Origin of the sequence: Streptomyces sp. SDT5-1, assembly GCF_052245995.1 — a bacterium.
GTDB lineage: Bacteria > Actinomycetota > Actinomycetes > Streptomycetales > Streptomycetaceae > Streptomyces.
The window spans coordinates 62,687-85,183 of sequence record NZ_CM125963.1 but is presented as its reverse complement, the minus strand read 5'-3'; the positions used below and the strand labels follow the sequence as shown (position 1 = coordinate 85,183).

At 72.5% G+C, this 22,497-nt stretch carries 26 protein-coding genes; 15 read left to right on the top strand and 11 right to left on the bottom strand.

Going from position 1 to position 22,497, the window contains the following annotated elements; genetic code table 11:
• Window positions 1-2: 2 nt before the first annotated feature.
• A complete protein-coding gene (locus ACTWJ8_RS00445; protein WP_356382501.1) occupies window positions 3-815 on the bottom strand; it encodes an alpha/beta fold hydrolase in 813 nt (270 codons plus the stop codon).
• A gap of 208 nt (window positions 816-1,023) precedes the next feature.
• Here ACTWJ8_RS00445 and ACTWJ8_RS00440 point away from each other — a divergent pair, with 208 nt between their 5' ends.
• From ACTWJ8_RS00440 to ACTWJ8_RS00430, 3 genes are all read left to right on the top strand, one after another.
• Window positions 1,024-1,881, top strand: coding sequence for a Cof-type HAD-IIB family hydrolase (locus tag ACTWJ8_RS00440; protein ID WP_443262317.1), 858 nt, complete (start codon window positions 1,024-1,026; stop codon window positions 1,879-1,881).
• 176 nt (window positions 1,882-2,057) lie between these two features.
• Window positions 2,058-3,386, top strand: coding sequence for an alpha/beta fold hydrolase (locus ACTWJ8_RS00435; RefSeq protein ID WP_443262316.1), 1,329 nt, complete (start codon window positions 2,058-2,060; stop codon window positions 3,384-3,386).
• 71 nt (window positions 3,387-3,457) lie between these two features.
• A complete protein-coding gene (locus tag ACTWJ8_RS00430; protein ID WP_356382510.1) occupies window positions 3,458-3,865 on the top strand; it encodes a RidA family protein in 408 nt (135 codons plus the stop codon).
• A gap of 63 nt (window positions 3,866-3,928) precedes the next feature.
• Here the strand turns inward: ACTWJ8_RS00430 and ACTWJ8_RS00425 are convergent, their stop codons facing one another.
• From ACTWJ8_RS00425 to ACTWJ8_RS00415, 3 genes are all read right to left on the bottom strand, one after another.
• A complete protein-coding gene (locus ACTWJ8_RS00425) occupies window positions 3,929-5,410 on the bottom strand; it encodes a SulP family inorganic anion transporter (protein WP_443262315.1) in 1,482 nt (493 codons plus the stop codon).
• Between the two features lie 8 nt (window positions 5,411-5,418).
• Window positions 5,419-6,000, bottom strand: coding sequence for a carbonic anhydrase (locus ACTWJ8_RS00420; RefSeq protein ID WP_356382514.1), 582 nt, complete (start codon window positions 5,998-6,000; stop codon window positions 5,419-5,421).
• Between the two features lie 72 nt (window positions 6,001-6,072).
• Window positions 6,073-6,411 carry a hypothetical protein gene (locus tag ACTWJ8_RS00415; RefSeq protein WP_443262314.1) on the bottom strand — a complete coding sequence of 113 codons (339 nt, stop codon included), beginning with the start codon at window positions 6,409-6,411 and terminating at the stop codon, window positions 6,073-6,075.
• Between the two features lie 202 nt (window positions 6,412-6,613).
• Here ACTWJ8_RS00415 and ACTWJ8_RS00410 point away from each other — a divergent pair, with 202 nt between their 5' ends.
• Window positions 6,614-7,348, top strand: a complete 735-nt coding sequence (locus tag ACTWJ8_RS00410) for a nitroreductase family protein (protein ID WP_443262313.1) — start codon at window positions 6,614-6,616, stop codon at window positions 7,346-7,348.
• Between the two features lie 9 nt (window positions 7,349-7,357).
• Here the strand turns inward: ACTWJ8_RS00410 and ACTWJ8_RS00405 are convergent, their stop codons facing one another.
• The 5 genes from ACTWJ8_RS00405 to ACTWJ8_RS00385 form a co-directional block, all read right to left on the bottom strand.
• Window positions 7,358-8,986 carry an ABC-F family ATP-binding cassette domain-containing protein gene (locus ACTWJ8_RS00405; RefSeq protein ID WP_443262312.1) on the bottom strand — a complete coding sequence of 543 codons (1,629 nt, stop codon included), beginning with the start codon at window positions 8,984-8,986 and terminating at the stop codon, window positions 7,358-7,360.
• Window positions 8,987-9,069: 83 nt separating this feature from the next.
• Window positions 9,070-10,704: a ribosomal protection-like ABC-F family protein gene (gene abc-f / locus ACTWJ8_RS00400; RefSeq protein ID WP_443262311.1), complete on the bottom strand. Its 1,635-nt coding sequence runs from the start codon at window positions 10,702-10,704 to the stop codon at window positions 9,070-9,072.
• A gap of 215 nt (window positions 10,705-10,919) precedes the next feature.
• Window positions 10,920-11,408, bottom strand: a complete 489-nt coding sequence (locus ACTWJ8_RS00395; protein ID WP_443262310.1) for an HPP family protein — start codon at window positions 11,406-11,408, stop codon at window positions 10,920-10,922.
• Between the two features lie 154 nt (window positions 11,409-11,562).
• Window positions 11,563-11,730 (bottom strand): hypothetical protein, encoded by a 168-nt coding sequence (locus ACTWJ8_RS00390; RefSeq protein WP_356382529.1) that lies wholly within the window; start codon window positions 11,728-11,730, stop codon window positions 11,563-11,565.
• A gap of 130 nt (window positions 11,731-11,860) precedes the next feature.
• On the bottom strand, window positions 11,861-12,418 hold the full coding sequence (locus ACTWJ8_RS00385; protein WP_356382532.1) for a Dps family protein: 558 nt from the start codon (window positions 12,416-12,418) through the stop codon (window positions 11,861-11,863).
• A 142-nt stretch (window positions 12,419-12,560) separates the two neighbouring features.
• Here ACTWJ8_RS00385 and ACTWJ8_RS00380 point away from each other — a divergent pair, with 142 nt between their 5' ends.
• The 3 genes from ACTWJ8_RS00380 to ACTWJ8_RS00370 are packed head-to-tail and all read left to right on the top strand — an operon-like array spanning window position 12,561 to window position 16,472.
• Window positions 12,561-13,433 carry an ABC transporter ATP-binding protein gene (locus ACTWJ8_RS00380; protein ID WP_356382534.1) on the top strand — a complete coding sequence of 291 codons (873 nt, stop codon included), beginning with the start codon at window positions 12,561-12,563 and terminating at the stop codon, window positions 13,431-13,433.
• On the top strand, window positions 13,430-14,413 hold the full coding sequence (locus ACTWJ8_RS00375) for an ABC transporter substrate-binding protein (protein ID WP_356382537.1): 984 nt from the start codon (window positions 13,430-13,432) through the stop codon (window positions 14,411-14,413). Before ACTWJ8_RS00380 ends, ACTWJ8_RS00375 begins: the two co-directional genes overlap by 4 nt.
• A gap of 4 nt (window positions 14,414-14,417) precedes the next feature.
• Window positions 14,418-16,472, top strand: a complete 2,055-nt coding sequence (locus tag ACTWJ8_RS00370) for an iron ABC transporter permease (protein WP_443262309.1) — start codon at window positions 14,418-14,420, stop codon at window positions 16,470-16,472.
• Between the two features lie 3 nt (window positions 16,473-16,475).
• Here ACTWJ8_RS00370 and ACTWJ8_RS00365 read toward each other — a convergent pair whose 3' ends face one another.
• On the bottom strand, window positions 16,476-16,946 hold the full coding sequence (locus ACTWJ8_RS00365) for a peroxiredoxin (RefSeq protein WP_443262308.1): 471 nt from the start codon (window positions 16,944-16,946) through the stop codon (window positions 16,476-16,478).
• A gap of 120 nt (window positions 16,947-17,066) precedes the next feature.
• On the opposite strand from ACTWJ8_RS00365, the gene ACTWJ8_RS00360 reads away from it, so the two are divergent.
• From ACTWJ8_RS00360 to ACTWJ8_RS00350, 3 genes are all read left to right on the top strand, one after another.
• Entirely contained in the window at window positions 17,067-17,273 is a 207-nt protein-coding gene (locus ACTWJ8_RS00360) for a hypothetical protein (protein ID WP_356382545.1), read from the top strand.
• Window positions 17,274-17,569: 296 nt separating this feature from the next.
• Complete coding sequence (locus tag ACTWJ8_RS00355; protein WP_356382548.1) at window positions 17,570-18,043, top strand: SsgA family sporulation/cell division regulator; 474 nt, start codon at window positions 17,570-17,572, stop codon at window positions 18,041-18,043.
• Between the two features lie 112 nt (window positions 18,044-18,155).
• Window positions 18,156-18,440, top strand: coding sequence for a hypothetical protein (locus ACTWJ8_RS00350; protein WP_356382551.1), 285 nt, complete (start codon window positions 18,156-18,158; stop codon window positions 18,438-18,440).
• Between the two features lie 52 nt (window positions 18,441-18,492).
• Here the strand turns inward: ACTWJ8_RS00350 and ACTWJ8_RS00345 are convergent, their stop codons facing one another.
• Window positions 18,493-19,239: an IclR family transcriptional regulator gene (locus ACTWJ8_RS00345; protein ID WP_443262307.1), complete on the bottom strand. Its 747-nt coding sequence runs from the start codon at window positions 19,237-19,239 to the stop codon at window positions 18,493-18,495.
• A 158-nt stretch (window positions 19,240-19,397) separates the two neighbouring features.
• Between ACTWJ8_RS00345 and ACTWJ8_RS00340 the strand changes: the two genes are divergently transcribed.
• From ACTWJ8_RS00340 to ACTWJ8_RS00320, 5 genes are read left to right on the top strand one after another with little or no spacing between them, the layout of a single operon-like run.
• Window positions 19,398-20,579, top strand: a complete 1,182-nt coding sequence (locus tag ACTWJ8_RS00340) for an amidohydrolase/deacetylase family metallohydrolase (RefSeq protein WP_443262306.1) — start codon at window positions 19,398-19,400, stop codon at window positions 20,577-20,579.
• The gene (locus ACTWJ8_RS00335) at window positions 20,576-20,971 is read left to right on the top strand and encodes a hypothetical protein (RefSeq protein ID WP_356382560.1); all 396 of its coding nucleotides are present in this window, start codon (window positions 20,576-20,578) and stop codon (window positions 20,969-20,971) included. Before ACTWJ8_RS00340 ends, ACTWJ8_RS00335 begins: the two co-directional genes overlap by 4 nt.
• A 23-nt stretch (window positions 20,972-20,994) precedes the next feature.
• The gene (locus tag ACTWJ8_RS00330; RefSeq protein WP_356382563.1) at window positions 20,995-21,363 is read left to right on the top strand and encodes an SFCGS family glycine-rich protein; all 369 of its coding nucleotides are present in this window, start codon (window positions 20,995-20,997) and stop codon (window positions 21,361-21,363) included.
• Entirely contained in the window at window positions 21,360-21,695 is a 336-nt protein-coding gene (locus ACTWJ8_RS00325) for a DUF4312 family protein (RefSeq protein WP_443262305.1), read from the top strand. Before ACTWJ8_RS00330 ends, ACTWJ8_RS00325 begins: the two co-directional genes overlap by 4 nt.
• Window positions 21,696-21,699: 4 nt before the next feature.
• Window positions 21,700-22,488: a DUF4311 domain-containing protein gene (locus tag ACTWJ8_RS00320; RefSeq protein ID WP_443262304.1), complete on the top strand. Its 789-nt coding sequence runs from the start codon at window positions 21,700-21,702 to the stop codon at window positions 22,486-22,488.
• Window positions 22,489-22,497 lie beyond the last annotated feature (9 nt).

Sequence of the window (22,497 nt, the reverse complement as noted above, 5' to 3'; positions counted from 1 at the left end):
CCCTATCCGGTCGGGCAGCGGTCGCGGAGGAACTCGAGCAGCACCGCGTTGAACAGCTCGGGCTGCTCCACGCCCGGCAGGTGCCCGGCCCCGTCGATCACCCGCAGCACCGAGTCCGGCACCAGCTTCACGATCTCCTCGGCGTCCGAGACCGGCGTGTACACGTCGTCCGCGCCGACCACGACGAGCGTCGGCACCCGGGCGGCTGCGAGGCCGTCCCGGTAGTCCGGGCGCTCGGCCCGCCCGCGCAGCGCCGCAGCGGCCCCGCGCGGATCGGTCACCTGCATCATGCCGAGGACGTGGGCGGCGACCTCGGGCAGCGCGGCCACGTTGTACCGCGCGAGCATCTTGTCGATGACCTCGTCCGCGTACCCGCCCATGCCCTCGGCGAGCAGCCGCACCGCGAGCCGGTTGCGGCGCGTCTTGCCCTCGGGTGTCTCGGCGGGCGCGGAGGTGTCGCACAGCACGAGAGCGCTCGTGCGCTTCGGGTGGAGCCGGTGGAACTCCATGGCTATCTGGCCGCCCATGGACACGCCGCCGATCACCGCCGCGTCGATCCCCAGCTCGTCCAGGAGCCCGGCCGTGTCGTCGGCGAAGCGGGACAGCGGCACCACGCCCGGCGTGACATCGCTGTCGCCGTAGCCGCGCAGATCCGGCGTGAGCACCCGGTATCCGGCCGCCGCGAGCGCCTCGGCCTGCGGGGCCCACAGCGTCCGGTTGAACGGGTGCCCGTGGATCAGCACCACCGCGACGCCGTCCACGGGGCCGAGGTCGTCGTACCGCAAACCGGTGCCGTCGAGGGTGAATCGGGGCATGACGCGCTCCTGGTGGGGTTGGTGCCGCGCGGGGTGAGTGCCGGAACCGTACGGCGCGGGCCTGTGCGTGATCAAGAGTGGCGGCCGGTCGCGCGGGGCCGGGGGAGGGGCGAAAGCCCTGGGCAGGGCCCCTCCGTACAGTGGTGGTGTTACGTCTGGGGCCCCGCCCCTGGCCCCGGCACACCGCACCACCGAAGCAGGAACCACCGTGAACGTCCAGCACGACCGGCAGACCGCCACCACCCCGCCCGACATCCGCCTGGTCGTCACCGACATGGACGGCACGCTCCTGGACGGCGAAGGGAACGTCCCCGACGCCCTGTGGCCGCTGCTGACCGAGCTGAACGAGCGCGGCATCGCCTTCTGCCCCGCCAGCGGCCGCCAGTACGCGACGCTCGCCGCGCAGTTCGGCGCCGTCGACGACGGCGGCATGGTCTACGTCGCCGAGAACGGCGCGTACGTCGTGCGCGGCGGCGCCGAACTCAGCTCCGACCTGCTGGAACGCGATGTCGTCGAGTGGATCGTCAAGGAGCTGCGTCGGCACGTGGACGCGGGCGGCGCCGACGCGGGCGTCGTCGTGTGCGGAAAGCGCTCCGCGTACGTGGAACGCTCCGACGAGGCGTTCATGGAGCACGTCCGCAGGTACTACGCCGCCCACGAGATCGTCCCCGACGCCACCGCCGTCGACGACGAGTTCGTCAAGGTCGCCGTCTTCGACTTCGGCACCGCGCAGGACACCACCGCCCCGCTGCTCGCGCCGCTCGCCGACACCCACCAGGTCGTCGTCTCCAGCGCGCACTGGATCGACGTCATGAACCCCGCCGCCAACAAGGGCGCCGCAGTCCGCGCCCTCCAGAAGGCGCTCGGCATCACGCCCGCGCAGACCATGGTCTTCGGCGACTACCGCAACGACCTGGAGATGCTCGACACGGCCGACTGGTCCTACGCCATGGCCAACGCGCACCCCGACGTGCTGGCCCGCGCCCGCCTGCGCGCCCCGGCCAACACGGAGAACGGCGTGGTCCGCACGGTGCGGGACGTCCTCGGGCTCCCCGTGCAGGCTTAAATTACTGAACCGTAACCTTCCCGGTGCTACCGCTGGTAACAGTGGTGTGGATAGCGTCCGGCCAGGCGCGTGGTGGCGGTGGGACGACCGCCCTCGACGCGCCGTCGGTCGTGCCCGAAGGCGCGGTCGAACGCCGCACGGCGGGGTGAGCCCCGCCCGTTCACCGGAGGTTCGCCATGCCCGCCGCCCCCACCCGCCTGCTGGCCGCCGCCGTCACCGTCGCCGCGTGCGTCGGCGCCCAGGCCGTGCCCGCCGCGGCCGCCACCGGCTCGGAGAACGAGGTGTCGCGCGGTGTCACCATCCCCGCGTTCTACAACCCGCCCGCCGAACTGCCCTCCTCCAACGGCGCGTTGATCCGCAGCGAGCACCTCCCGCTCGCCCTCAGCCTGCCGGGCCTCAACGGACCGCTGCCCGGCACCGCGACCCGGATCATGTACAGGACCACCGACTCCAACGGGAAGCCGGCCGCGGCCACCGGTGCGTACATCGAGCCCAGCGCGAAGTGGCGCGGCCCGGGCCCCCGGCCGCTCGTCGCGCTCGCGCCCGGCACGCAGGGGCAGGGCGACCAGTGCGCCGCCTCCATGGGCCTCGAGCACCCGCTGCGTGTCAACGGGCAGACCCTGGTGGCCGGTTACGAGGACCTCGCGATCTACCGGCTGCTCGCCAAGGGCGTCGCCGTCGTCGTCACCGACTACATCGGCCTCGGCGCCACCGACCGGCTGCACACCTACGTGAACCGGCTCGACGAGGCGCACGCCGTGCTCGACGCGGTCCGCGCCGCCCGCGCCCTCAAGGACACCTCCGTCACCCGCGACTCCCGCGTCGGCCTCTACGGCTACAGCCAGGGCGGCGGCGCCACCGCGGCCGCCGCCGAGCTGCAGCCCGAGTACGCCCCCGACGTCACGCTCTCCGGCACGTACGCGGGGGCGCCGCCCGCCGACCTGACCGCCACCACCAAGGCCATCGACGGCACCGACCTCGTCGGCGCGCTCGGCTGGTCGCTCAACGGATTCCTCCAGTCCGACCCGGAGCTGCGGTCGATCGCCGACAAGCACCTCAACGACAAGGGCCGCGCCGCGCTCAAGGACCTGTCCACGGCCTGCGTCGGCGACGCCATCCTCGGCTACTCCTCCAAGAAGAGCTCCACCTGGACCAAGGACGGCAAGAGCCTCGAAGAGATCATCCAGGCCGAGCCGCGCCTCCAGGAGTTCCTCGCCCAGCAGCGCATCGGCACCATGAAGCCGCAGAGCCCCGTCCGCGTCGCCACCGGCGTCCACGACAACCTCGTCCCGCACCCGCAGGCCCGCCAGTTGGCCGCCGACTGGTGCGGGCGCGGCGCCCAGGTCACCTACAAGGCCGTCGCCCTGCCCGACGTCGGCCGCGCACTGATCAACCACTTCGGACCGCTCCTCACCGACCAGGGACCGGCCATCGGCTGGCTCACCGACCGGCTCTCCGGCGAGCCCGCGGGCAACGGCTGCGCCGAACTCCCGTCCCAGCGCTGACCGCACGGGCGGATGCCGTGACACGATGACGTCCCATCACGTCCGCACATCCGCCCGAAGGGAACACACCCGTGACCCGCGCCGTCACCCTGATCCGCACCGACGCCCTGTCCGACGTCGCCGAGTACGCCTACGCGGCGACGGCACCGGCAGAGGCCCGGCTCGTCTTCCTCGCCGGGTCCTGCCCGCTGGCGAAGGACGGCTCGACCGTCGCGGTCGGCGACTACGCGGGTCAGGCCGCGCAGTGCCTCGAGAACATGCGCGTCGCCCTGGACGCGGCGGGCGCCGGGCTCTCGGACGTCATCAGCACCCGCGTCCTCGTCGCCTCCACGCGCCGCGAGGACCTGGTCACGGCCTGGCAGGTGGTCCGTGACGTGTTCGGCGACCACGACGTGCCCAGCACCCTGATGGGCGTCACCGTGCTCGGCTACGCCGACCAGCTCGTCGAGATCGAGGCGGTCGCCGCGGTCGTCGACTGACGCGCGAAGGCCCCGACTCCCGTGCGGGACACAGGAGTCGGGGCCTCGTACGGTGCGGCGGGATCAGCCAGACGTCACCTTCACCGGTTCCGTCTCACCCGAACTGTGCCGCTCCGCCCAGCTCTCCAGAGCCGTACGGCAGGCGTGGTCCAGATGATGCACGCCCGACAGGTTCAGCTCGACCGGACGGTCCTGCGGAAGCGCCTCCAGACTGTCGAGGATCTTCGGCAGCTTGAGGAACGTCGCGTTCCCCGTCAGATGCGCCTGGATCGGGCCCGCGCCCTTGTCTATGACCTCCAGCTTCACGTGCGAGGCGTCCCAGGCGGTCTTCACGACCGACAGGGCGAGGCCGATGAGCACACCCTCGAACATGCTGACCGCGACGATCGACACCGCGGTGACCACCAGGATCAGCGCCTCGCCCCGGTGCTCGCGCCACAGCGGCACCAGCGCCTTGACGGGCACCAGCTTCGCCCCGGCATGCACCAGCACACCCGCGAGCGCCGGGATCGGGATGTACGCGAGCAGCGACGGCAGCAGCGCCGCGAACAGCAGCAGCCACACACCGTGCAGGACACGGGACGCCTTGGTCTTCGCGCCCGCCTGCACGTTCGCCGAGCTGCGCACGATCACCGCGGTCATCGGCAGCGCGCCGAGCACACCGCACACCGCGTTGCCCGCGCCCTGCGCGAGGAGCTCCTTGTCGTACGCGGTGCGGGGACCGTCGTGCATCCGGTCCACGGCCGCCGCGCTGAACAGCGACTCGGCGGACGCGATGAGCGTGAACGCCAGGATCGTGCCGAGCACGCCGACGGTGGCGAGCCCACCGAACGCGTCGAGCGGCGGCGGCTGGATGGAGCCCAGCAGACCGTTGACCTCGACCATGGCGACGGGCGCGTCCAGGACGAACGCCGCGAGCATCGCGAGGCCCACCGCGGCGAGCGGCCCCGGGACGACACGCGCCCGCTTCGGCATGTACTTCCACAGCACAAGGACCGCGACGGTCCCGGCGCCCAGGGCGAGCGAGGCCAGCGCGCGGGTGCTGCCGAGCGCGTCGACGAACGCCTCCGGAAGGCCCGCGATCTTGCCGAGCCCGGACTCCGGGGCCTTGGCGTCGAGCACCGAGTACATCTGACCGGCGATCAGGACCAGCCCGATGCCGGCGAGCATGCCCTCGACGACCGAGACCGAGATGGCCCGGAACCAGCGGCCGACCTTCAGCGCGCCCATGACGATCTGAAGGAGCCCGGTCGCCAGCACGATGACACCGAGTATGGGAAGGCCGAACTCGCGCACCGCCTCGTACACGAGCACGGTCAGGCCGGCCGCGGGGCCCGACACCTGGAGACTGCTGCCCCGCATCAGGCCGGTGACGATGCCGCCGACGATGCCGGTGATCAGGCCGAGTTCCGCGGGCACGCCGGAGGCGACGGCCACGCCGACGCACAACGGCAGTGCCACCAGAAACACGACGAGCGAGGCGGTGAAGTCCGCCTTGAGATGGGGGTACTTCGGGGGTGAGGTGTGGGGGGCGGTGTCGGTCATGGCGGCGCTCACAGGGTCTCGAACGCGTCGGAGTCGGCGCGGTGCTCGCGCACGCCGCCGGTGTGCACCTCGTAGTACCAGCCGCGCAGCGTGAGCCGTCCTTCGGCGATCCGGCGCTCCACGCAGGGGTAGGAGCGAAGCCGCAGCAACTGGGCGAGGACGTGCTGCTGGACGGCCGAGGCGACGGTGACATCGGCCGGGTCGCAGGCCCCCGGTTCGTCGGCGGCGTGCGCGAGCCAGTCCCGCACGGCGGGCACGGCCGCGAGGTCGTCGCCGCGCACCAGCGCGCCGATGGCCCCGCAGTGCGAGTGGCCGCACACGACGATGTCCTGGACGCCGAGGACCTCCACGGCGTACTCGATGGTGGCGGTCTCCCCGGAGGGGCTGCCGCTGGTGTACGGGGGCACGATGTTGCCCGCGGTGCGGAGCTCGAACAGCTCACCGGGGCGGGCTCCCGTGATCAGGGCCGGCACGACGCGAGAGTCGGAGCAGGTGATGAACAGGACCTGCGGGGACTGGCCGTCGGCGTGACTGGCGAACTCCTCAGGGCGCTGGCCGAAGGTACGGGCGTTGTCGATGAGGGGCTGCATGTGTGGTGATTCCTCCTGGCGCGCCGCAGCGGCGCGTCGGACGGGCAGGACAGGTTGACACAGCGGTGCCTGTCAGCAGCGGAACACCTGGAGCGATGGCGCCGACAGGTCTCTGACGGATCTGTCCGGGCGGGCGTACGAGGCGGAGGGCGCGCGGTCAGCGGGCGCGGCGTCGGGATCGGCCTTCGGTGAGGTGCCACGCGGCCGCAGGAGTGGGGACGTGTGCGACCCGGACCTGTGGCGGTCGCGGTGCTTGATCTCCTCGGCCGGACCCTGGTTCGCGGCGCCGTCCGTGGGGCACGCTCGTGTCTCGACGGGCATCTGGGCCGCCACGGGGACGTGTGCGGACGCGAACGACAGACGGGGAGCCAGGAGCGGGACGGCGAGCAGCAGAGCGATGGCCAAAGCCATCACGGACTGCTTCCTCCCACCTCGGGCCATGGTTCCCCGCACTCCTCTCGCCTCAAGAACTCGTCAACGTAGGGTCAACTGAAGGTCAAGAGATAGGTTAACTGTGCAAAGGTGGCTCGCGGGTTAACTCCGTGTTTCGGCTGGCAGGATGCGTGAAATCCGAGGGTGTTTTGGCCGGAACGACACCCCTAGACTCATGATCATGAGCGACGCGATCACACCTGCCGAAACCGCCCAACACCCCGATGCCCCGGCCCTGTTCGACACCATGGCCACCATGCGCGCCATGCGCCGGCTGCGCCCCGACCCCGTGCCCGACGAACTTCTGGAACGGCTGATACAGGCCGCCGTGTGGGGCCCGAGCGGCGGCAACATGCAGCGCTACGAGTACGTCCTCGTCACCGATCCGGCCGTCATGGCCGAACTCGCCCCGCTGTGGAAGCGGTGTGTCGACGCCTACTTGGCGACCACCGGAAAGCACGCCCCCGAGGGCATGGACGAGGCGGCGTACGCGCGGATGGTGGCCGCCATCGAGTACCAGCGAGACCACTTCGCCGAGACACCGGCGCTCGTCGTCCCCTGCTACCGGTTCCCGCCGCCGCGCCTCGACCAGGAAGGACTCGAGGCATCGGCCGCGGCGCTCGGACCCGCCGCGACCGCCACGATGGCCGCCACCCAGGAGCGCTTCACCGCGCTCGCCGAGGGCTCCTGCGTCTACCCCGGCGTACAGAACCTGCTGCTCGCCGCGCGCGGCCTCGGCCTCGCCGCCAACATCACCATCTGGCACCTGATGCTGGAGGACGAGTGGAAGGCCGCGCTCGGCATCCCCGACGACATGCGCACCTTCGCCGCCATCCCCGTCGGGTGGCCGCTCGGCCGCTTCGGCCCGGTGCGCCGCAGGCCGGTCGCGGACGTCCTGCACCGCGACCGCTGGTAGCCCCTCCGGTCAGCCGTCCGCCGTCAGCCGCAGCTCGCGCCCCTTCCAGCGCTCGCGCAGCCACCGGTCGTGGCAGGCGACGACGATCGCGCCGGGCCCCGCACCCAGGGCGTCCTCCAACTCGTCGCACAGCGTGGGCGACAGATGGTTCGTCGGCTCGTCGAGCAGCAACAGCTCCGGCGGGTCCGCCACGAGCAGCGCGAGCGCGAGCCGGCGGCGCTGGCCCACCGACAACTGGCCGACCGGCTTGTCGAGATCGGCCGCGCGCAGCAGCCCGAGCCCGCTCAGCGGCACCGCAGCCGCCCGCTCGAAGCCCAACTCCCGTACGTACGTGTCCCGGGCGGTGCGCTCGGGGCGCGCGAACACGGAGTCCTGGGTGAGCAGGCCCACCGAGACACCTTCCCTGCGACGTGTCTCGCCGTGCGCCGCGAGCCGCCCGGCCAGTACCGCCAACAGGGTCGACTTCCCGCTGCCGTTGGCGCCGGTGACCAGGAGCCGGTCGTCGGGTGTCACGTCGAGCCGGTCGAGGGCGAGCCGTCCGGGGACCCGCACGCCGCGCAGTGACACCAGCGGCTCGTCGGCGGCGTCGGCCGACACCTCGGCCAGCCGGTCGGGGCGGAAGCTCAGCGGCGGCGGGGGAGCGGCGACCCGGGTGCGCTCCAGGTCCTCCAGGCGCCGGGTGGCGTTGCGGACCCGCCGCGAGATCTGGCTCTGCACCCGGTTCGCGCGCACTCCGTAGCCCATCTTCTCGTTGTCGCGCGGCCCGCGGTCGGGGGCGACGCGGCGCGCCGAGACACCGGCCGCGTGCCGCAGCGCCTCCCACTCCTCCTGCTCCTCCTCGTACCGCCGCTCCCACCGCTCGCGGTCGGCCCGTTTCTGTTCCCGGTACGCGCTGTACGTGCCACCGAAGCGCACCGGCCCCTCCACCGCCGGATCGAGGTCGACGAGATCGGTGCACACCGCGTCGAGGAACGCGCGGTCGTGGCTCGCGAGGACCACCACACCGGGCAGCGCCCGCACCCGCTCCTCCACGAACCGGGCGGCATCGTCGTCGAGATGGTTCGTCGGCTCGTCGAGCAGCAGCGCGGCGGGGCGGCGCACGAGCAGCGCGGCGAGCGCGAGCCGGCCGCGCTGGCCGCCGGAGAGCGAGCCGAGCGTCCGGCCGTGGTCGAGCGCGCCGAGCCCGACACCGGCGAGGGTGAGTTCGGCGCGCCGGTCCGCGTCCCACGCCTCGCGCTCCCGCGCGCTCTCCAGCAACCGGCCGTAGGCGTCGAGGAGTTCGGCGTGGGCGGCGGTGTCCTCCGGGGTGTCCGCGAGTTCCGCGCCGAGCCGGTCGAGCTCGGCGAGTTCGGCGCGGGTCTCGCGCAGCGCGTCGTCGAGCACGTCGGCGATGGTCATGGCCGCGTCGTACGGCGCCTCCTGCTGGAGGAAACCGAGGTCGGGCGGGCGCACGACCTCTCCCGCGTCGGGTGTGTCGACGCCGGCCAGCAGGCGAAGGAGTGTCGACTTGCCGACGCCGTTCTCGCCGATCAGGCCGATGCGGCGGCCGGGCGCCGCGGTCAGCGACACACCGTCGAGGACGCGGCGGGTGCCGAGGGTGCGGGTCAGGTCGTGGGCGATCAGGGCAGGCTGAGGCATCAGAGGGTGTCCCTTCGACGTGAGCGGTCGTGGGGCCCGCCGGGCGAGCGCCTCGGGGCGGGCCGTGTCGTCACGCCGACGGGTCACATCGCGGGCGCCCCCACCTCGGTCAGCTCGCCGTCCGCGAGCCGGAGCCCCCGCTGCACACCGATCGCCGCGAGGAACCGCTCGTCGTGGCTGACCACCATGAACGCGCCCTCGTAGGAACCGAGCGCGCTCTCCAGCTGCCCGACGCCGACCAGGTCGAGGTTGTTCGTCGGCTCGTCGAGGAGCAGCAGCTGCGGCGCCGGCTCGGCGCACAGCACGCACGCCAGGGTGGCCCGCAGCAGCTCGCCGCCCGAGAGCACCCCGACCGGGAGATGCGCGCGCGGCCCCCGGAACAGGAACCGGGCCAGCAGATTCATCCGCTCCGCCTCGGGCCGCCCGGGCGCGAACGCGGCGAAGTTCTCGGCGACGGTGCGCTCGGGGTCCAGCAGGTCGAGGCGCTGCGACAGATACGCGATCCGCCCGTCGGCCCGCTTCACACTGCCGTCGGTCGCCTGGAGGTCACCGCTCACGAGCCGCAACAGGGTGGTCTTGCCCGCGCCGTTGGGCCCGGTCAGCGCGATCCGCTCCGGGCCGCGCACCGCGAAGTCGATGCCACCGGCCGCGAACAGGTCCCGGTCGCCCCTGCGGACCTGCGCGTGCTCGGCGAGCACGAGGGTGCGCCCCGCCGGCACCTTGGTGTCGGGCAGATCGAGGACGAGCCGCGGGTCGTCGCGCACCGCCCGCTCCGCCTCGTCGAGACGCGCCTTGGCCTCGCCGACCCGGGACGCGTGCGTCTGCCCGGCCCGGCCCGCCGCCTCCTGCGCGCCGCGCTTCATGTTCCCTGCGAAGATCCTGGGCAGTCCCGCGCTCTTGAGGTTGCGCGCGGCGTTGCTCGCGCGGCGGTCGGCGCGCTCGCGGGCCTGCTGCATCTCCCGCTTCTCGCGCTTCACCTCCTGCTCGGCGTTGCGGACCTTCTGCTCGGCGACCTCCTGCTCGGCGCGGACGGCCTCCTCGTACGCGGTGAAGTTGCCGCCGTACCAGCGCAGCTCGCCGTGGTGCAGCTCGGCGATCCGCTCCATGCGGTCGAGCAGCGCCCGGTCGTGGCTGACCAGCAGCAGGCAGCCGTTCCAGCGTTCCAGGACGTCGTACAGGTGGTGGCGGGCGTCGAGGTCGAGGTTGTTGGTGGGTTCGTCGAGGAGCAGCACGTCGGGGCGGCGCAGCAGCTGGGCGGCGAGGCCGAGCGAGACGATCTGGCCGCCGCTGAGGGTGTCGAGGCGCCGGTCGAGGTCGAGCGAGCCGAGGCCGAGGGAGTCGAGCTCGGCGCGGGTGCGCTCCTCGATGTCCCAGTCGTCGCCGATGACGGTGAAGTGCTCCTCGTCGACGTCGCCGGACTCGACGGCGTCGATGGCCCGGACGATGTCGGCGACGCCGAGCACCTCGGCCACGCTGAGCGATCCGGACAGCGGCAGGTTCTGGGGGAGGTGGCCGAGCACGCCGTGCACGGTCACCGAGCCGCCGGTGGGCGTCAGCTCACCGGCGATCAGCTTGAGCAGCGTGCTCTTGCCCGCGCCGTTCGGGGCGACGAGCCCGGTGCGGCCGGACGGCACGGAGAAGGACAGACCGTCGAACACCGGGGTGTCGTCGGGCCAGGAGAAGGACAGGTTCGAGCAGACGACGGAAGCGTCGGACACGGAAGCAGACCTCGCGTGGGAGACGGGCAGACCACTGCGGCTGCCCGGAACAGGAAAAGGGGACGACTGATCAGGCCACCCCGGCGTCGCGTCCGCGCGCTGCCGCTGGCCTGTCGGAGCCGGGTATCACCCGGAGATGTCGTCGTCCACCGCCATGTTCGTTCTCCTCGATGCGTGAAAGTTCCAAGAACACTAACAGGTTACGCCCTCCGGGGTCACCAGCTGAGCGGGTAGCGCACGGGGTGTCCGCCGATCCGCCCGGGCAGCAGCCCGATCAGCACGAGCAGGCCGGTGCCGAGCGCGAGCAGGGCGAGGAAGGGGGCGGGGTGCGGGGCCTGCAGCACGACGATCACCGCGGTCGCGGCGGCGGGGGAGTGCGAGAGGTGGGTCAGCATCATCGCCCCGAGCGAGAGGCCGGCGGCGACGGCCGCGCCCCAGCCGTTGCTCCCGGTCACCGCGAGCGTGCCGAACCCGATGGCGGCCGAGATCAGCTGGCCCCCGACGAGGTTGCGCGGCTGCGAGATCGGCAGTCCCGGCGCGCCGTGCACCAGGGCGGCGCTGGCAGCGAGCGGGGGTATCAGGAGCGGCTGCCGCAGCAGCACACCGACGGCGACGAGCACGAGCAGGGCGCCGATCGCGAAGACGGTGGCCCGCAGGGCGTGCAGCGGATGCGGTCGGGGAGCGGCGGACGGGGGCGTGGACATGCGATCTCCGGGCAGGGGGAGCGGGGACCCGGTGATCATAAACAAATTGTTGAACCCGTGGCATTTTCTTTGCCTCACGGGCAAGAACGCGGCTCAGGGGTGTGGTGTACGTCGCATCCCGTGTGCACCGCACCCCGTGTGTGTCGCGGCCCCGCTACTGCCGTCGGTGGTTCTCCTCCGCGATACGGGTCGCGCGTGAGCGTACGTCGGCCTCGGACAGGCCCGCGTCGCACACGATCGTCATCACGCTGCCGTCGTCCAGCGACACCCGCCGCATCTCGACGCCCAACTTCCGTGTGCGCTGCGGCTCTTCGTCGGACATGAGAGCTCCTCACGGTCGACGCGGCGCGGTGCCGCGTCGACTCAAGATTGACGAACTCCCACGGTAGGCACACCTGGTGGCCGGTGCCGGGCACCGGCGGGGCGCAGTCACACGATCGGGCCCGTGTCGCTCACCGGACGGCCTGCCGCGCGGCCTCGGTCTCGGTGTCGGCGTCCCCGGTGCGCAGGGTGCCGCCCGCGGTCTCCAGGTGGGCGCGGACGAACCACTGGAACTGCTCCAGGTCCCGCAGCTGTCCGATCAGCAGGTCCTGGGTGGCCAGGTCGAGTTCGCCGGTGCGGTCGACGGCCTTGCGGACGTCCTCGATCAGTCCCGTGTAGACGACGTCGAGCGCGCCGAGGTGTGCGATCGCGTCCGCGCGCCCGACGCTGTAGTCCTCCCAGGTGCGGGCCGCGACGAGTTCGCCCGGTGTGCCGCAGCTGACGCCGCCCAGTGCGGCCGCGCGCTCCGCGACGTCGTCGGCCATCGCGCGGACCTTGTCGACCTGCGGGTCGATCATCTCGTGCACCGCGATGAAGTGCGGCCCCACGACGTTCCAGTGAATGTGCTTCAGCGTGAGGTGCAGGTCGTTGAGGGCGTGCAGGCGCAGCTGGAGGATGTCGATGAGTTCGCCGGCCTCGGTCACCGTGAGACCGGGAACGGTGTACTTCGGGTTGCTCCGCAGTGCCATGAGATGTGACTCCCTTCGATCCGGGCTGTGTGATCCGCACTCCCGGTTATCCCCGCGCGGCGGATCCATGCCTGGTGGGAGCGGATCGGGAGCCGGACCCCCGGGGTTCCCCGAAGGGTAAGGTTAGGCTAACCTTCACGTCGTGAGATCTGGTGAACGCGCAGGTAGCGCCCCACGTCCGCGCGGTCATGAACTGGCGGCCGAGCACGTGACCGTGTCGTACGACGGAACCGACGTCGTGCACGACGCGGCCCTCGTCCTCAAGCCCGGCGAAGTGACCGCCCTGGTCGGCCCGAACGGCAGCGGCAAGTCGACGCTGCTGCGTGCCATCGCGCGCCTGCAGAGCCCCCGGCACGGCACGCTCACCCTCGACGCGGGCACCCCCGACGCCGCAGACGGCTTCGACCTCACCGCCCGTCAGTTCGCCCGCCGCGTCGCCCTGTTGACGCAGAGCCGGCCCACGCCGGGCGGGCTCACGGTGCGCGACGTCGTCGAGTTCGGCCGCTACCCCTACCGGGGCCGGTGGGGCCGGGCCGACGCCGAGGGCCCCGAAGTCGTCGACCGGGTCCTGGAGTCGACGGGTGTCACCGCCCTCGCCGACCGGGGCGTCGACCAGCTCTCCGGAGGGCAGCTCCAGCGCGTGTGGCTGGCGAGCTGCCTCGCCCAGCAGACCGGCGTGCTCCTCCTCGACGAGCCGACCACCTACCTCGACCTGCGCTATCAGGTCGAACTCCTCGACCTCATGCGGGACCTGGCGGACGACGGCGGCATCGCCGTCGGCGTCGTCCTGCACGATCTCGACCAGGCCGCGGCCGTCGCCGACCGGATCGCGCTGCTCAGCGCGGGCCGGGTCGTCGCCGACGGCGCCCCCGAGGACGTACTGAGCTCCGAGCGCCTCACCGAGACGTACGGCATCCGCGTCGACGTCGACACCGACCCCTTCACCGGACGGCTGCGCACCCGCGCGATCGGCCGCCACCACAGCAGAAGCGAAAGGCTCCAGAGCACGTCATGAGACGCCCCCTGATCGCCGCGGCGACCGCCGCTGCCGCCGCCCTCGTCCTGTCCGCCTGCGGTTCGTCCGAGCCCGCGCAGACCGACCCCGACCGCAAGGCCGAACCGATCAACCTGACCGGGGCGAACGGCTCCAAGGTCACCCTCGACGGCCCCGCCACCAAGGTCGTCGGCACCGAGTGGAACGTCGTCGAGTCCCTCGTCACCCTCGGCGTCGCCCCCACCGGCGTCGCCGACGTCAAGGGCTACAAGGCCTGGGACACCGCCGCTCCGCTGACCAACTCGCCCCAGGACATCGGCACCCGCGGCGAGCCCAGCATGGACAGCATCGCGGCCCTCGCCCCCGACCTCATCGTCGCCACGACCGATCTGTCGGCCTCCGCCGTCAAGCAGATGAAGAAGATCGCGCCGGTCCTCCAGGTGAAGTCGGCCGACGCCGACGACCAGGTCGGCACGATGTTCGACACCCTCGACACCCTCGCGAAGGCCACCGGCAAGGAGGACGAGGCCAGGGCCGCCAAGAAGGCGTACGAGACCAAGCTCGCCGAAGGGAAGAAGGCACTGAAGGACGCCGGCGCCGACGGGGCGAGCATCGCCACCGCCGACGGCTACGCCGCCTCCAACCAGGTCTCCGTGCGCGCCTTCACCGACGGCTCCCTGCTCGGCGCCGTCAACGAGGACCTCGGCCTCAAGAACGCCTGGAAGGTCAAGGGCGACAAGGACTACGGCCTCGCCACCACCGACGTCGAGGGCCTCACCGGCCTCGGCAAGGACGTCCGCTTCACGTACATCGGCAACAAGAAGGCCGGCGGCTCCGACGTGTTCACCAAGGACCTCGCCGACAACAAGGTGTGGACGTCGCTGCCCTTCGTGAAGTCCGGCGACGTGCACCGACTGCCCGACGGCACCTGGCTGTTCGGCGGCCCGAAGTCCATGGAGCAGTACATCGACGGCGTCGTCGCCGCCCTGACGAAGAAGTAGGCCCGTGGCCGTCACCGCACCACCCCGCACCCTCGCGGCGCCGCGCGTCGGCGCCGTCGCGGTGACGGCGGGGCTCGCCCTCCTCGTCGCCGCGCTCGCCGTCGCCGACATCGCCTACGGGACGGCCGACGTCGGCGCGCGCCAGGTGTGGCAGGCCCTCACCGGGCAGGCCGAGGCCGGCGACGCCTCCGTCGTCGTCGCCTCCCGGCTGCCCCGCATGGCGGCAGGGGTGCTCGTCGGCGTGGCGCTCGGCGCGGCCGGCGCCGTCCTCCAGGCGGTCAGCCGCAACGTGCTGGCCTCGCCCGACACCCTCGCCGTCAACGCCGGTTCCTACCTCGCGCTCGGCGTGCTCACGGCGAGCGGCGCCGCCGTATCCGTCTTCGCGTCCTCCGCCGTCGCCTTCGTCGGCGGGCTCGCCGCGGCCGCCGTCGTGCTCACCCTCGCCGGACGCGGCGCCACCACCGTCCGCCTCGTCCTCGCGGGCAGCGCCCTCGCCCTCGGCCTCAACGCCGTCACCGAGTCGCTGATCCTGCTCTTCCCCGAGCAGACCGAGGGCCTCTACCAGTGGAACCAGGGCAGCATCGCCCAGAACGGCTTCGCGGGCGTCGGCCGCATGGCGCCCGTCGTGCTCGCCGCCCTCGTCGGCCTGGTGCTGCTCGCCCGCCGCGTCGACGGCCTCGCCCTCGGCGACGACGCGGCGCGCGGCCTCGGCATCCCGGTGCGCGGCACCCGCGTCACCGCCGTCGTGCTCGCCGCGCTCCTGTCGGCCGCCGCCGTCACCCTCGCCGGGCCGATCGGCTTCGTGGGCCTGTGCGCCCCGGCCCTGGTCAGGCCGCTCGCCCGCCGGGTGCGTCCGCTCGTACGGCACCGGGTGCGTATCCCCGTCGCGGGCCTCGTCGGCGCCGCGCTCGTGCTCGGCTCCGACCTGCTGCTGCGCGCCGTGACCTCCGCCCAGGTGGCCGTCACCGTGCCGACGGGCGTCGTCACGAGCGTCGTCGGCGCCGTCTTCCTCGTCGTGATGGCGCTGCGGACGCGGGACGGGGACGCCGCAGCGCAGCCCGACCGGCTGCGCATCCCGAGCCGCAAGGTCTTCGCCGCCACCGTGGTCGTGCTGGCGGCCGTCCTGGTCGGCGTGGCCGTCGGCGGCGTCCTCCTCGGCGACAGCACCCTGCTCCTCGGCGACGTCGCCAACTGGGCGCGCGGGCAGGCGGGGCAGGCCATCACATTCGTCCTCGACACCCGGGTGCCGCGCGTCCTCGCGGCCCTGTGCGCGGGCGCGGCGCTCGCCCTGTCCGGCACGCTCGTGCAGTCAGTCAGCCGCAACCCGCTCGCCGAACCCGGTGTCCTCGGGGTCTCGGGCGGCGCCGCGCTCGGCGCCGTACTGCTGGTCACGACGGTGCCCGGCGCCGGGTCGTGGTCCATCGCCGCGGCGGCGTTCGCGGGCGCGGGCGTCACCGCGGCGCTCGTGTTCGAGCTCGCGGCCAAGGGCGGCTTCCAGCAGACCCGGCTCGTCCTGGTCGGCATCGGCACGGCGTCCGGGACGGCGGCCCTGATCAGCCTCCTGATCGTGCTCACCGACCGGTTCAGCGCGACGAAGGCCCTGGTGTGGCTGTCCGGATCGACGTACGGGCGCGGCCTTCCGGACGTGCTGCCGGTCGCTGCCGTCCTCGTGCTCGGCACCGCCGTCGCGGTCGCCCGGCGCAAGGAGCTCGACCTCGTCTCGCTCGACGCCGACACGCCCCGGCTGCTCGGCCTCGACCTGGCGCGCGGACGCCTCGGCTTCCTCGTGCTCAGCGTGCTGCTGAGCGCCACGGCCGTCGCCGCGGCGGGCACGATCGGCTTCGTCGGCCTGGTGGCGCCGCACGCGGCCCGCGCCCTGGTGGGGCGCAAGCACGTGCGCGTCGTGCCGGTGGCGATGCTGCTCGGCGCGGCCCTCGTCTGCGTGGCGGACCTGTTGGGCCGCACGGTGATCGCCCCGGCGCAGTTGGGCGCGGGCCTGGTGACGGCCGTCGTCGGCACCCCGTACTTCGTGTATCTGCTGGTACGGGGACGCCGCTAGCGCTCAGCCCGTCTTGGTCCGCAGCGTCTCGAGGGCGCGGTCCGCGTGCGCGCTCATCCGGAACTCGCTGCGGACCACGTCGAGCACCCGGCGGTCGGTGTCGATCACGAACGTGGCCCGCTTGGTCGGCAGCGGCCCGAACCCGCGGGCCACGCCGAACCGGCGGCGCACCTCGCCCTCCGGATCGGAGAGCAGCGGAAACCCGAGGGTGTGCCGCTGAGTGAACTCCTGCTGGCGTTCGACGGCGTCGGAGCTGACCCCGACAGGGCGGGCGCCGAGCGCCGCGAACTCCGCCGCCAGGTCCCGGAAGTGGCAGGCCTCCGCGGTGCAGCCGGGGGTGAGCGCGGCCGGGTAGAAGAACAGCACGACCGGCCCGTCGGCGAGCAGTGAGGACAGCGTGGTCGGCGTCCCCGTCTCGTCGAGCAGCGTGAAGTCGTCGACGACGGAACCGGCACGGACGGCGGACGCGGGCATGGGGCCTCCCAAGGTGGACTGCGGGCGCGTGTGTCGCCCACGTATACCGGACAGTAGGTCCCGCCGAACAGAAAGTGCCCCAGGGATGTTGAGCCGGTGCGAGCTGGGTAGGGGCGCCTCATGGACGTGTCGCATGACCAGAACGTGGAGACGGCGGTGGCCGCTGCCGCCTTCCTTTCCGGACAGCAGGTCACCGAGAAGCAGTGCGGTGGCTGCGGAACGGTGGTGGCGGGCATCAACGGCCGCTACGCATGCGGCGCCTGTGGCTGGATCAACCACTGGTCGGACGGTGACACCCACCTGCCCGGAGCGGAGGACGACATCTGACCGACGCCGCCGGGGGAGCAGTCGCTTTCGAACGTTTCTGTCCCGTGCGTGCCCCGTATCGAACTGGTTGTGAAGGCCTGAGGTCATTGGCGCATATGCCAGATGATGTATGCCCTTTGGCCTAAGGTTGCGCTTGTCGCGCACGGTGCGTATAAGGCGTCGGCGCGACAGCACAGTCCGGCGGGAGCGATGCAGGGCCGGGCGACCCCATGGACCGGGCAGTGCCGTCCGGGAGTGGGGCAAGGAGTGGGGAGAGCTCCCGCACCGGTGCGACAGCAGGGATGGGGTGGGTCAGGGTGAGCCCTGACGAACGGCACATGCACGAGCGCCTGGAGGCGCTGGCGACGGGAGTTCTCGCCTACCCGGACGGCGAGCGGCTCTCCTGCGAGATCCACTTGCGCTACACCGCGGACGACCCGCTCGTCGTGCGGGTCCTGGTGCCCGAGGCCGGGCTGCGCGGCGGGAGTTGGGCGCTCTCCCGCGATCTGCTCTCCGCCGGGCTCAGCGGCACGGCGGGCATCGGCGACGTCACGGTCCGGCCCGTGGCGCACGAGGGGCAGCCGCTCAGTGTGGAGATCGAGGTCCGCGCGGCGGGCACCGGCGAGCTGGTCCGCTTCGCCCTCGGCCACCAGGCGCTGCTCACGTATCTGGAGCGCAGCCACGCCCTCGTACCGTTCGGCGCGGAGGCCGACCAGGGCGCCATGGACCGGGAGCTCGACCGGCTCTTCGGCGGCGGGGAGCGGCCGGGGGACGGCGGTGCGCATGCCTGATGAACTGCGCATTGCGCCCTTCGTGTGATCCTGGGGCCCCTTCGCAACCGGCGACCGACCGGCGACGCTCTCTGCCTTCGACACAACGGCGTACGCCATCAAGGAGGCCGGCATGCAGACCATCACGACCGGGCTGGACGAAGAGCAGACCCGCGCCATCGACTGGGCTGACGACTGGCTGCTCGCCCCGCCGAACCCCGCGCACCGCGTGCCGTGCCACGTGGACCCGCGGGACATGCGCCGCCTCGACCTGCACGCGCTGCTCACGGCCGCGGGCATCGCGCCCTCGCCGGGCGACGCGGAGGCGATCGACATGCTCAGCGCGCTCCCGGAGTCCGTGCACGCCACCCTGCGCCGCTGGCTCGCCGGGTGCGCGCGCTGCGGCTGCGGATTCTGAAGCCATCGCCTTACGGGCCCCTGCGCATCCGGTGCGCAGGGGCCCCGTCATGTCACAGGCGCCGTGACACGTCCTGCGCCGCCTGTCGAACCGCCGGGGCGAAATCGGCCAGTTGCTCCTCGGTGACGAGGAATGTGAGCGAGGAGACCGAGACCGCGCCGACCGGCGTGCCGTCCGCGTCGAGGACCGGCGCCGCGATCGAGCAGATGGCCTCGTCCGCCTCCTCGTAGTCCGTCGCGTACCCGGCATCCCGGATCGCCGCCAACTCCTTGACCAGCGCGCCGCGTTCGGTGTGCGTGTGCGGGGTGCGGGCCGGCAGCCCCGTGCGGTCCATGACGGCGGCGGCCTCCGGCTCCGGCAGATGGGCGAGCAGCGCCTTGCCCGCGGCCGTGGCGTGCAGCGGCAGCGGCGTCCCGACATCGGTCGCGATCCGGTAGGCGTGCCCCGGGTCGACCTTGTGCGTGTACGTCGCGTGGTCGCCGCTGAGCACCGCCAGGTGCACCGCCTGCCCGAGGCGCTGCTGCAGCGCGCGCAGCACCGCGTCGATGCCGACCGCGTCGTCCGCGAGCACCTGCGCCGCCATCGCGCGCAGTTGGTTCCCGCAGCCGTAGCGGCCCTCGCCGTCCGCCGCCGCGTACCCCTCATCGACGAGCGTGGCCAGGACCCGGTGCGTGCTGGCCTTGGAGACGCCGGCGCGCTCCGCGATGTCGCCGAGCCGGTGCGGTCCGTCCGCGCGTGCCACGGCGTGCAGCACTCGAAGCGCCTTGACGACGGAATTCGCGGGCTTGCTCGGTTCCATTGACCCTCCGAGGAGACGCGGGCTATGTTTCCACTCGATCCGCCGAGCGGAACGCCATTCTACTCCACGGAACGATCCCGGGTCCTCGATCCGGGTGTCCACCAGCGGTGCGCCCGTCTCGCACGCACCACTCTCACGCCTGGGAAAGGTCGCCGTCCATGGCTGTGCACGCAGCGCCCTCCGCGGACCCGCAACGATTCGATCTCGTCGTGACCGGCGGCCTGTTGGCCGATCCGCTGCGGCCGGAGCCCGTCGCGGCGGACCTCGCGGTCGAGGGCGACCGGATCGCCGCGACCGGCGCACCGGGCACGCTCGTCGGCGCCGAGCGCGTGGACGCCACCGGGCTGCTCCTCGCGCCCGGCCTGATCGACCTGCACGCCCACGTCTACGCGCCCCGCACCGACCTCGGTGTCCCCGCCGACCGCGTCGGTGTCGAGCAGGGCGTCACGACCCTGGCCGACGCGGGCAGTTGCGGAAGCGACCACTGGGACGACTTCGCAGGCAACGTTGTCGAACCCGCCACCACCCGCGTCCTGAGCTGGCTCAACATCTCCCGGCACGGCCTCGTCCACGGCCGCACCGAACTCGCGGGCGGCCCCGACGACATCGACGAGGCCGCCACCGAGAAACTGCTGCGCGAACACCCCGACACGATCCGCGGCATCAAGGTGCGGATGAGCTCATCGGTCGTCGGCGACAGCGGACTCGCCCCGCTGGAGGCCGCCAAGCGCGTCGCCGCCCGCGCGGGCCGCCCGGTGATGGTGCACGTCGGCAACGAGCCGCCCCGCCTCGGCGACGTACTCGACCTGCTCGGCGAGGGCGACGTCGTCACGCACGCCTTCCACGGCAAGCCCGGCGGCCTGTTCGGCAGCGAGGACGCCGCACGCCGCGCCGTGGCCCGCGGCGTCCGCCTCGACGTCGGCCACGGCAGCGCGAGCCTCGCATTCGCCACCGCCGAACGGGCCCTCGCCGCCGGCTTCTCCCCGTACACCATCAGCACCGACGTGCACGTCCGCAACGTCGAGGGACCCGTGCACTCGCTCGTCACCACCCTCAACAAGATGCTCGCGCTCGGCCTGTCCCCGCAGCAGGTGATCCGCCGCGCCACCCTTCACCCCGCCCAGGTCCTCGGCCTCGACGGCGAACTGGGCACGCTGCGCGTCGGCGGCGCCGCCGATCTCACCCTGCTGCGCCTCGCCGACACACCCCTCCGGCTCACCGACGCCGAAGGCGACACACGGACCACCCGAACCCACCTGGAGGCCGTCGCGGCCGTGCGCGCCGGACGCCTCCACACCCTTCCGACCGCTCCACCGAACCACCGAGAGGCCCGTGAATGAGCACGCCCCTGATCGAACGGCTCGCGACGGCAGTCCAGGACACCACGCGACCCGTCACCGACGAGGACCGCACAGACCTCGCCGAGTTCCTGCCGCTCGCCCGGGCCAGCGCACAGATCGCGGGCGTCGACTTCGACGACACCCGGGCGCTCGCCCTCGCCGTGCACGCGCTCGCCTTCGTCCGCCGGGTGCGCGACGTCGAACACCTCGACCCGCTCGACCCCGAACTCGCCGCCGAACTGGGCCCCGACCGGATGGCCGCCGCCCGCACTCTCGTCGACACCTACTGCGCGCCCCGCGAATTCCTCGCGGGAGACACCGAAGTCCTGCTGCTCGCCCTGCACTTCGAGGCGGCGGCACAGCTCCGCCAGCAGTCCACCCCGCAGGCCTGACCCACACACCAGGGAGCACCGCCATGACAGTCAAGATCGTGATCGGACACCGGCTCGGCAAGGGCCAGGCCGTCGCCGACGGCGTACGGGCCGCGGGCGGTGAGCCCGTCCTCATCGCGGGCCCCGGCGCCGACATGAAGGTCGGCGACGTGATGGCCGCGGAGGGCGCCGCGCTCGGCATCTCCTTCTGCGGCAGCGGAGGAGCCGGAGCCGTCACCGCGAAGGCCAAGTACGGCCACGACATCGAGTTCGGCATGCGTTCGGCGCAGGCCGGGGTGACCGCCGTCCAGCAGGGCCGCACCGTCCTCGGCTTCGGCTTCCTCGACAGCGAGGAGCTCGGCTTCAAGGTCACCGAGGCGCTCCTGAAGAAGCTGGGGGAGGAGGCCTCGTGAAGCGGACCCGCCACACCCTGCGCCTCACCGGCTCGGGGCCTAGCCGGGACAAGGCGTTCGCCACCGCCATCGGGCAGGTGCAGGGGGCCGTCGACAAGAAGACCGACGGTGTGTGCTTCCGCGTCGAGCCGCTCGACCTCGAGGTCGTCGACGCCGTGGAACACCGCTGGACCGAGCGATTCCTGGGCCTGCTCTTCCCGCGCACCCGGCAGCGCTTCGAACTCACCCTGCGCGTCGAGGTCCAGGTGACCTCCCTCGACCTGGCGTCCGTCGACTTCGCGGTGCGCGAGGAGCGGCTCTCGCCGGTCCAGCACGCGCTGCACATGAGGTGACCGAATGAACGAGACCCTCACCGTCCTGCTCGAGTCCCTCGTCATCGGCGGACTCATCGGCTTCGGCGCCTCCGCGGGCGTGGCCCGCATGTTCCACGCGCCGAAGGTCCAGGGCATGGGAGCCTTCCGCACCCTCGGCGAGCTGAACGCCTGTCAGAACGACCCCGTCGCACACTTCTCGTTCGGCCTGGGCTTCCTGTTCAACGCCTGGTCGAGCGCGGTCGGGACCGGCGCGCTCACCTCCGACGTCGACCACCGCATCGTGCCGCACTGGACCGCGTCCGTCGCCATGATCAAGAACCGGCGGCTGGCCGAGACCCTGCACAACCCGCGGCGCATGGCCATCACCGGCACCGCCGTCGGCATGCTCCTCGTCACCCTCCTCAACACCACCGCCGCCTCCATCCCGCACTCCCTCCAGGAGGTCGCGGCGAAGGTGCTCGGACCGGCGTCCGAGTGGCTCATCAACCCCGTGATGCCGATCATCTTCTGGATGGCCGCCGTCGACGCGGGCCGCCGCACCGGCGCCTGGGGCACCGTGCTCGGCGGCCTCGGCCACCTCGTGATGGGCAACGCGGTGCCCGGCATCGTGCTCGGCATCGTCATCGGCAAGGGTGTCGACGATCTGGGCTGGACGAAGGTCACCAAGTCCCTCGCGGCCGTGGTGCTCACCCTCTTCGCGGCCAGCACGTTCCTGCGCGGCGCCGACCTCACCCTGCTCCAGCAGCTGAACGTCGACATCCCGCACTGGCTCGCGCACCTCCACGACGTGACCGGCACCAAGCCCGAGTGAGGCAGGCAG

What these genes read in the sequence shown, in the direction of transcription:
- ACTWJ8_RS00425 (WP_443262315.1), bottom strand. Translation starts at nt 5,410, where the DNA reads ATGACCGACACCGCCCCCCACACCTCACCCCCGAAGTACCCCCATCTC.
- ACTWJ8_RS00415 (WP_443262314.1), bottom strand. Translation starts at nt 6,411, where the DNA reads ATGGCTTTGGCCATCGCTCTGCTGCTCGCCGTCCCGCTCCTGGCTCCC.
- ACTWJ8_RS00330 (WP_356382563.1), top strand. Translation starts at nt 20,995, where the DNA reads ATGACAGTCAAGATCGTGATCGGACACCGGCTCGGCAAGGGCCAGGCC.
- ACTWJ8_RS00390 (WP_356382529.1), bottom strand. Translation starts at nt 11,730, where the DNA reads ATGTCCGACGAAGAGCCGCAGCGCACACGGAAGTTGGGCGTCGAGATG.
- ACTWJ8_RS00395 (WP_443262310.1), bottom strand. Translation starts at nt 11,408, where the DNA reads ATGTCCACGCCCCCGTCCGCCGCTCCCCGACCGCATCCGCTGCACGCC.
- ACTWJ8_RS00350 (WP_356382551.1), top strand. Translation starts at nt 18,156, where the DNA reads ATGCAGACCATCACGACCGGGCTGGACGAAGAGCAGACCCGCGCCATC.
- ACTWJ8_RS00405 (WP_443262312.1), bottom strand. Translation starts at nt 8,986, where the DNA reads ATGCCTCAGCCTGCCCTGATCGCCCACGACCTGACCCGCACCCTCGGC.
- ACTWJ8_RS00445 (WP_356382501.1), bottom strand. Translation starts at nt 815, where the DNA reads ATGCCCCGATTCACCCTCGACGGCACCGGTTTGCGGTACGACGACCTC.
- ACTWJ8_RS00340 (WP_443262306.1), top strand. Translation starts at nt 19,398, where the DNA reads ATGGCTGTGCACGCAGCGCCCTCCGCGGACCCGCAACGATTCGATCTC.
- ACTWJ8_RS00420 (WP_356382514.1), bottom strand. Translation starts at nt 6,000, where the DNA reads ATGCAGCCCCTCATCGACAACGCCCGTACCTTCGGCCAGCGCCCTGAG.
- ACTWJ8_RS00345 (WP_443262307.1), bottom strand. Translation starts at nt 19,239, where the DNA reads ATGGAACCGAGCAAGCCCGCGAATTCCGTCGTCAAGGCGCTTCGAGTG.
- ACTWJ8_RS00320 (WP_443262304.1), top strand. Translation starts at nt 21,700, where the DNA reads ATGAACGAGACCCTCACCGTCCTGCTCGAGTCCCTCGTCATCGGCGGA.
- ACTWJ8_RS00375 (WP_356382537.1), top strand. Translation starts at nt 13,430, where the DNA reads ATGAGACGCCCCCTGATCGCCGCGGCGACCGCCGCTGCCGCCGCCCTC.
- ACTWJ8_RS00365 (WP_443262308.1), bottom strand. Translation starts at nt 16,946, where the DNA reads ATGCCCGCGTCCGCCGTCCGTGCCGGTTCCGTCGTCGACGACTTCACG.
- ACTWJ8_RS00435 (WP_443262316.1), top strand. Translation starts at nt 2,058, where the DNA reads ATGCCCGCCGCCCCCACCCGCCTGCTGGCCGCCGCCGTCACCGTCGCC.
- ACTWJ8_RS00385 (WP_356382532.1), bottom strand. Translation starts at nt 12,418, where the DNA reads ATGGCACTGCGGAGCAACCCGAAGTACACCGTTCCCGGTCTCACGGTG.
- ACTWJ8_RS00335 (WP_356382560.1), top strand. Translation starts at nt 20,576, where the DNA reads ATGAGCACGCCCCTGATCGAACGGCTCGCGACGGCAGTCCAGGACACC.
- ACTWJ8_RS00360 (WP_356382545.1), top strand. Translation starts at nt 17,067, where the DNA reads ATGGACGTGTCGCATGACCAGAACGTGGAGACGGCGGTGGCCGCTGCC.
- ACTWJ8_RS00410 (WP_443262313.1), top strand. Translation starts at nt 6,614, where the DNA reads ATGAGCGACGCGATCACACCTGCCGAAACCGCCCAACACCCCGATGCC.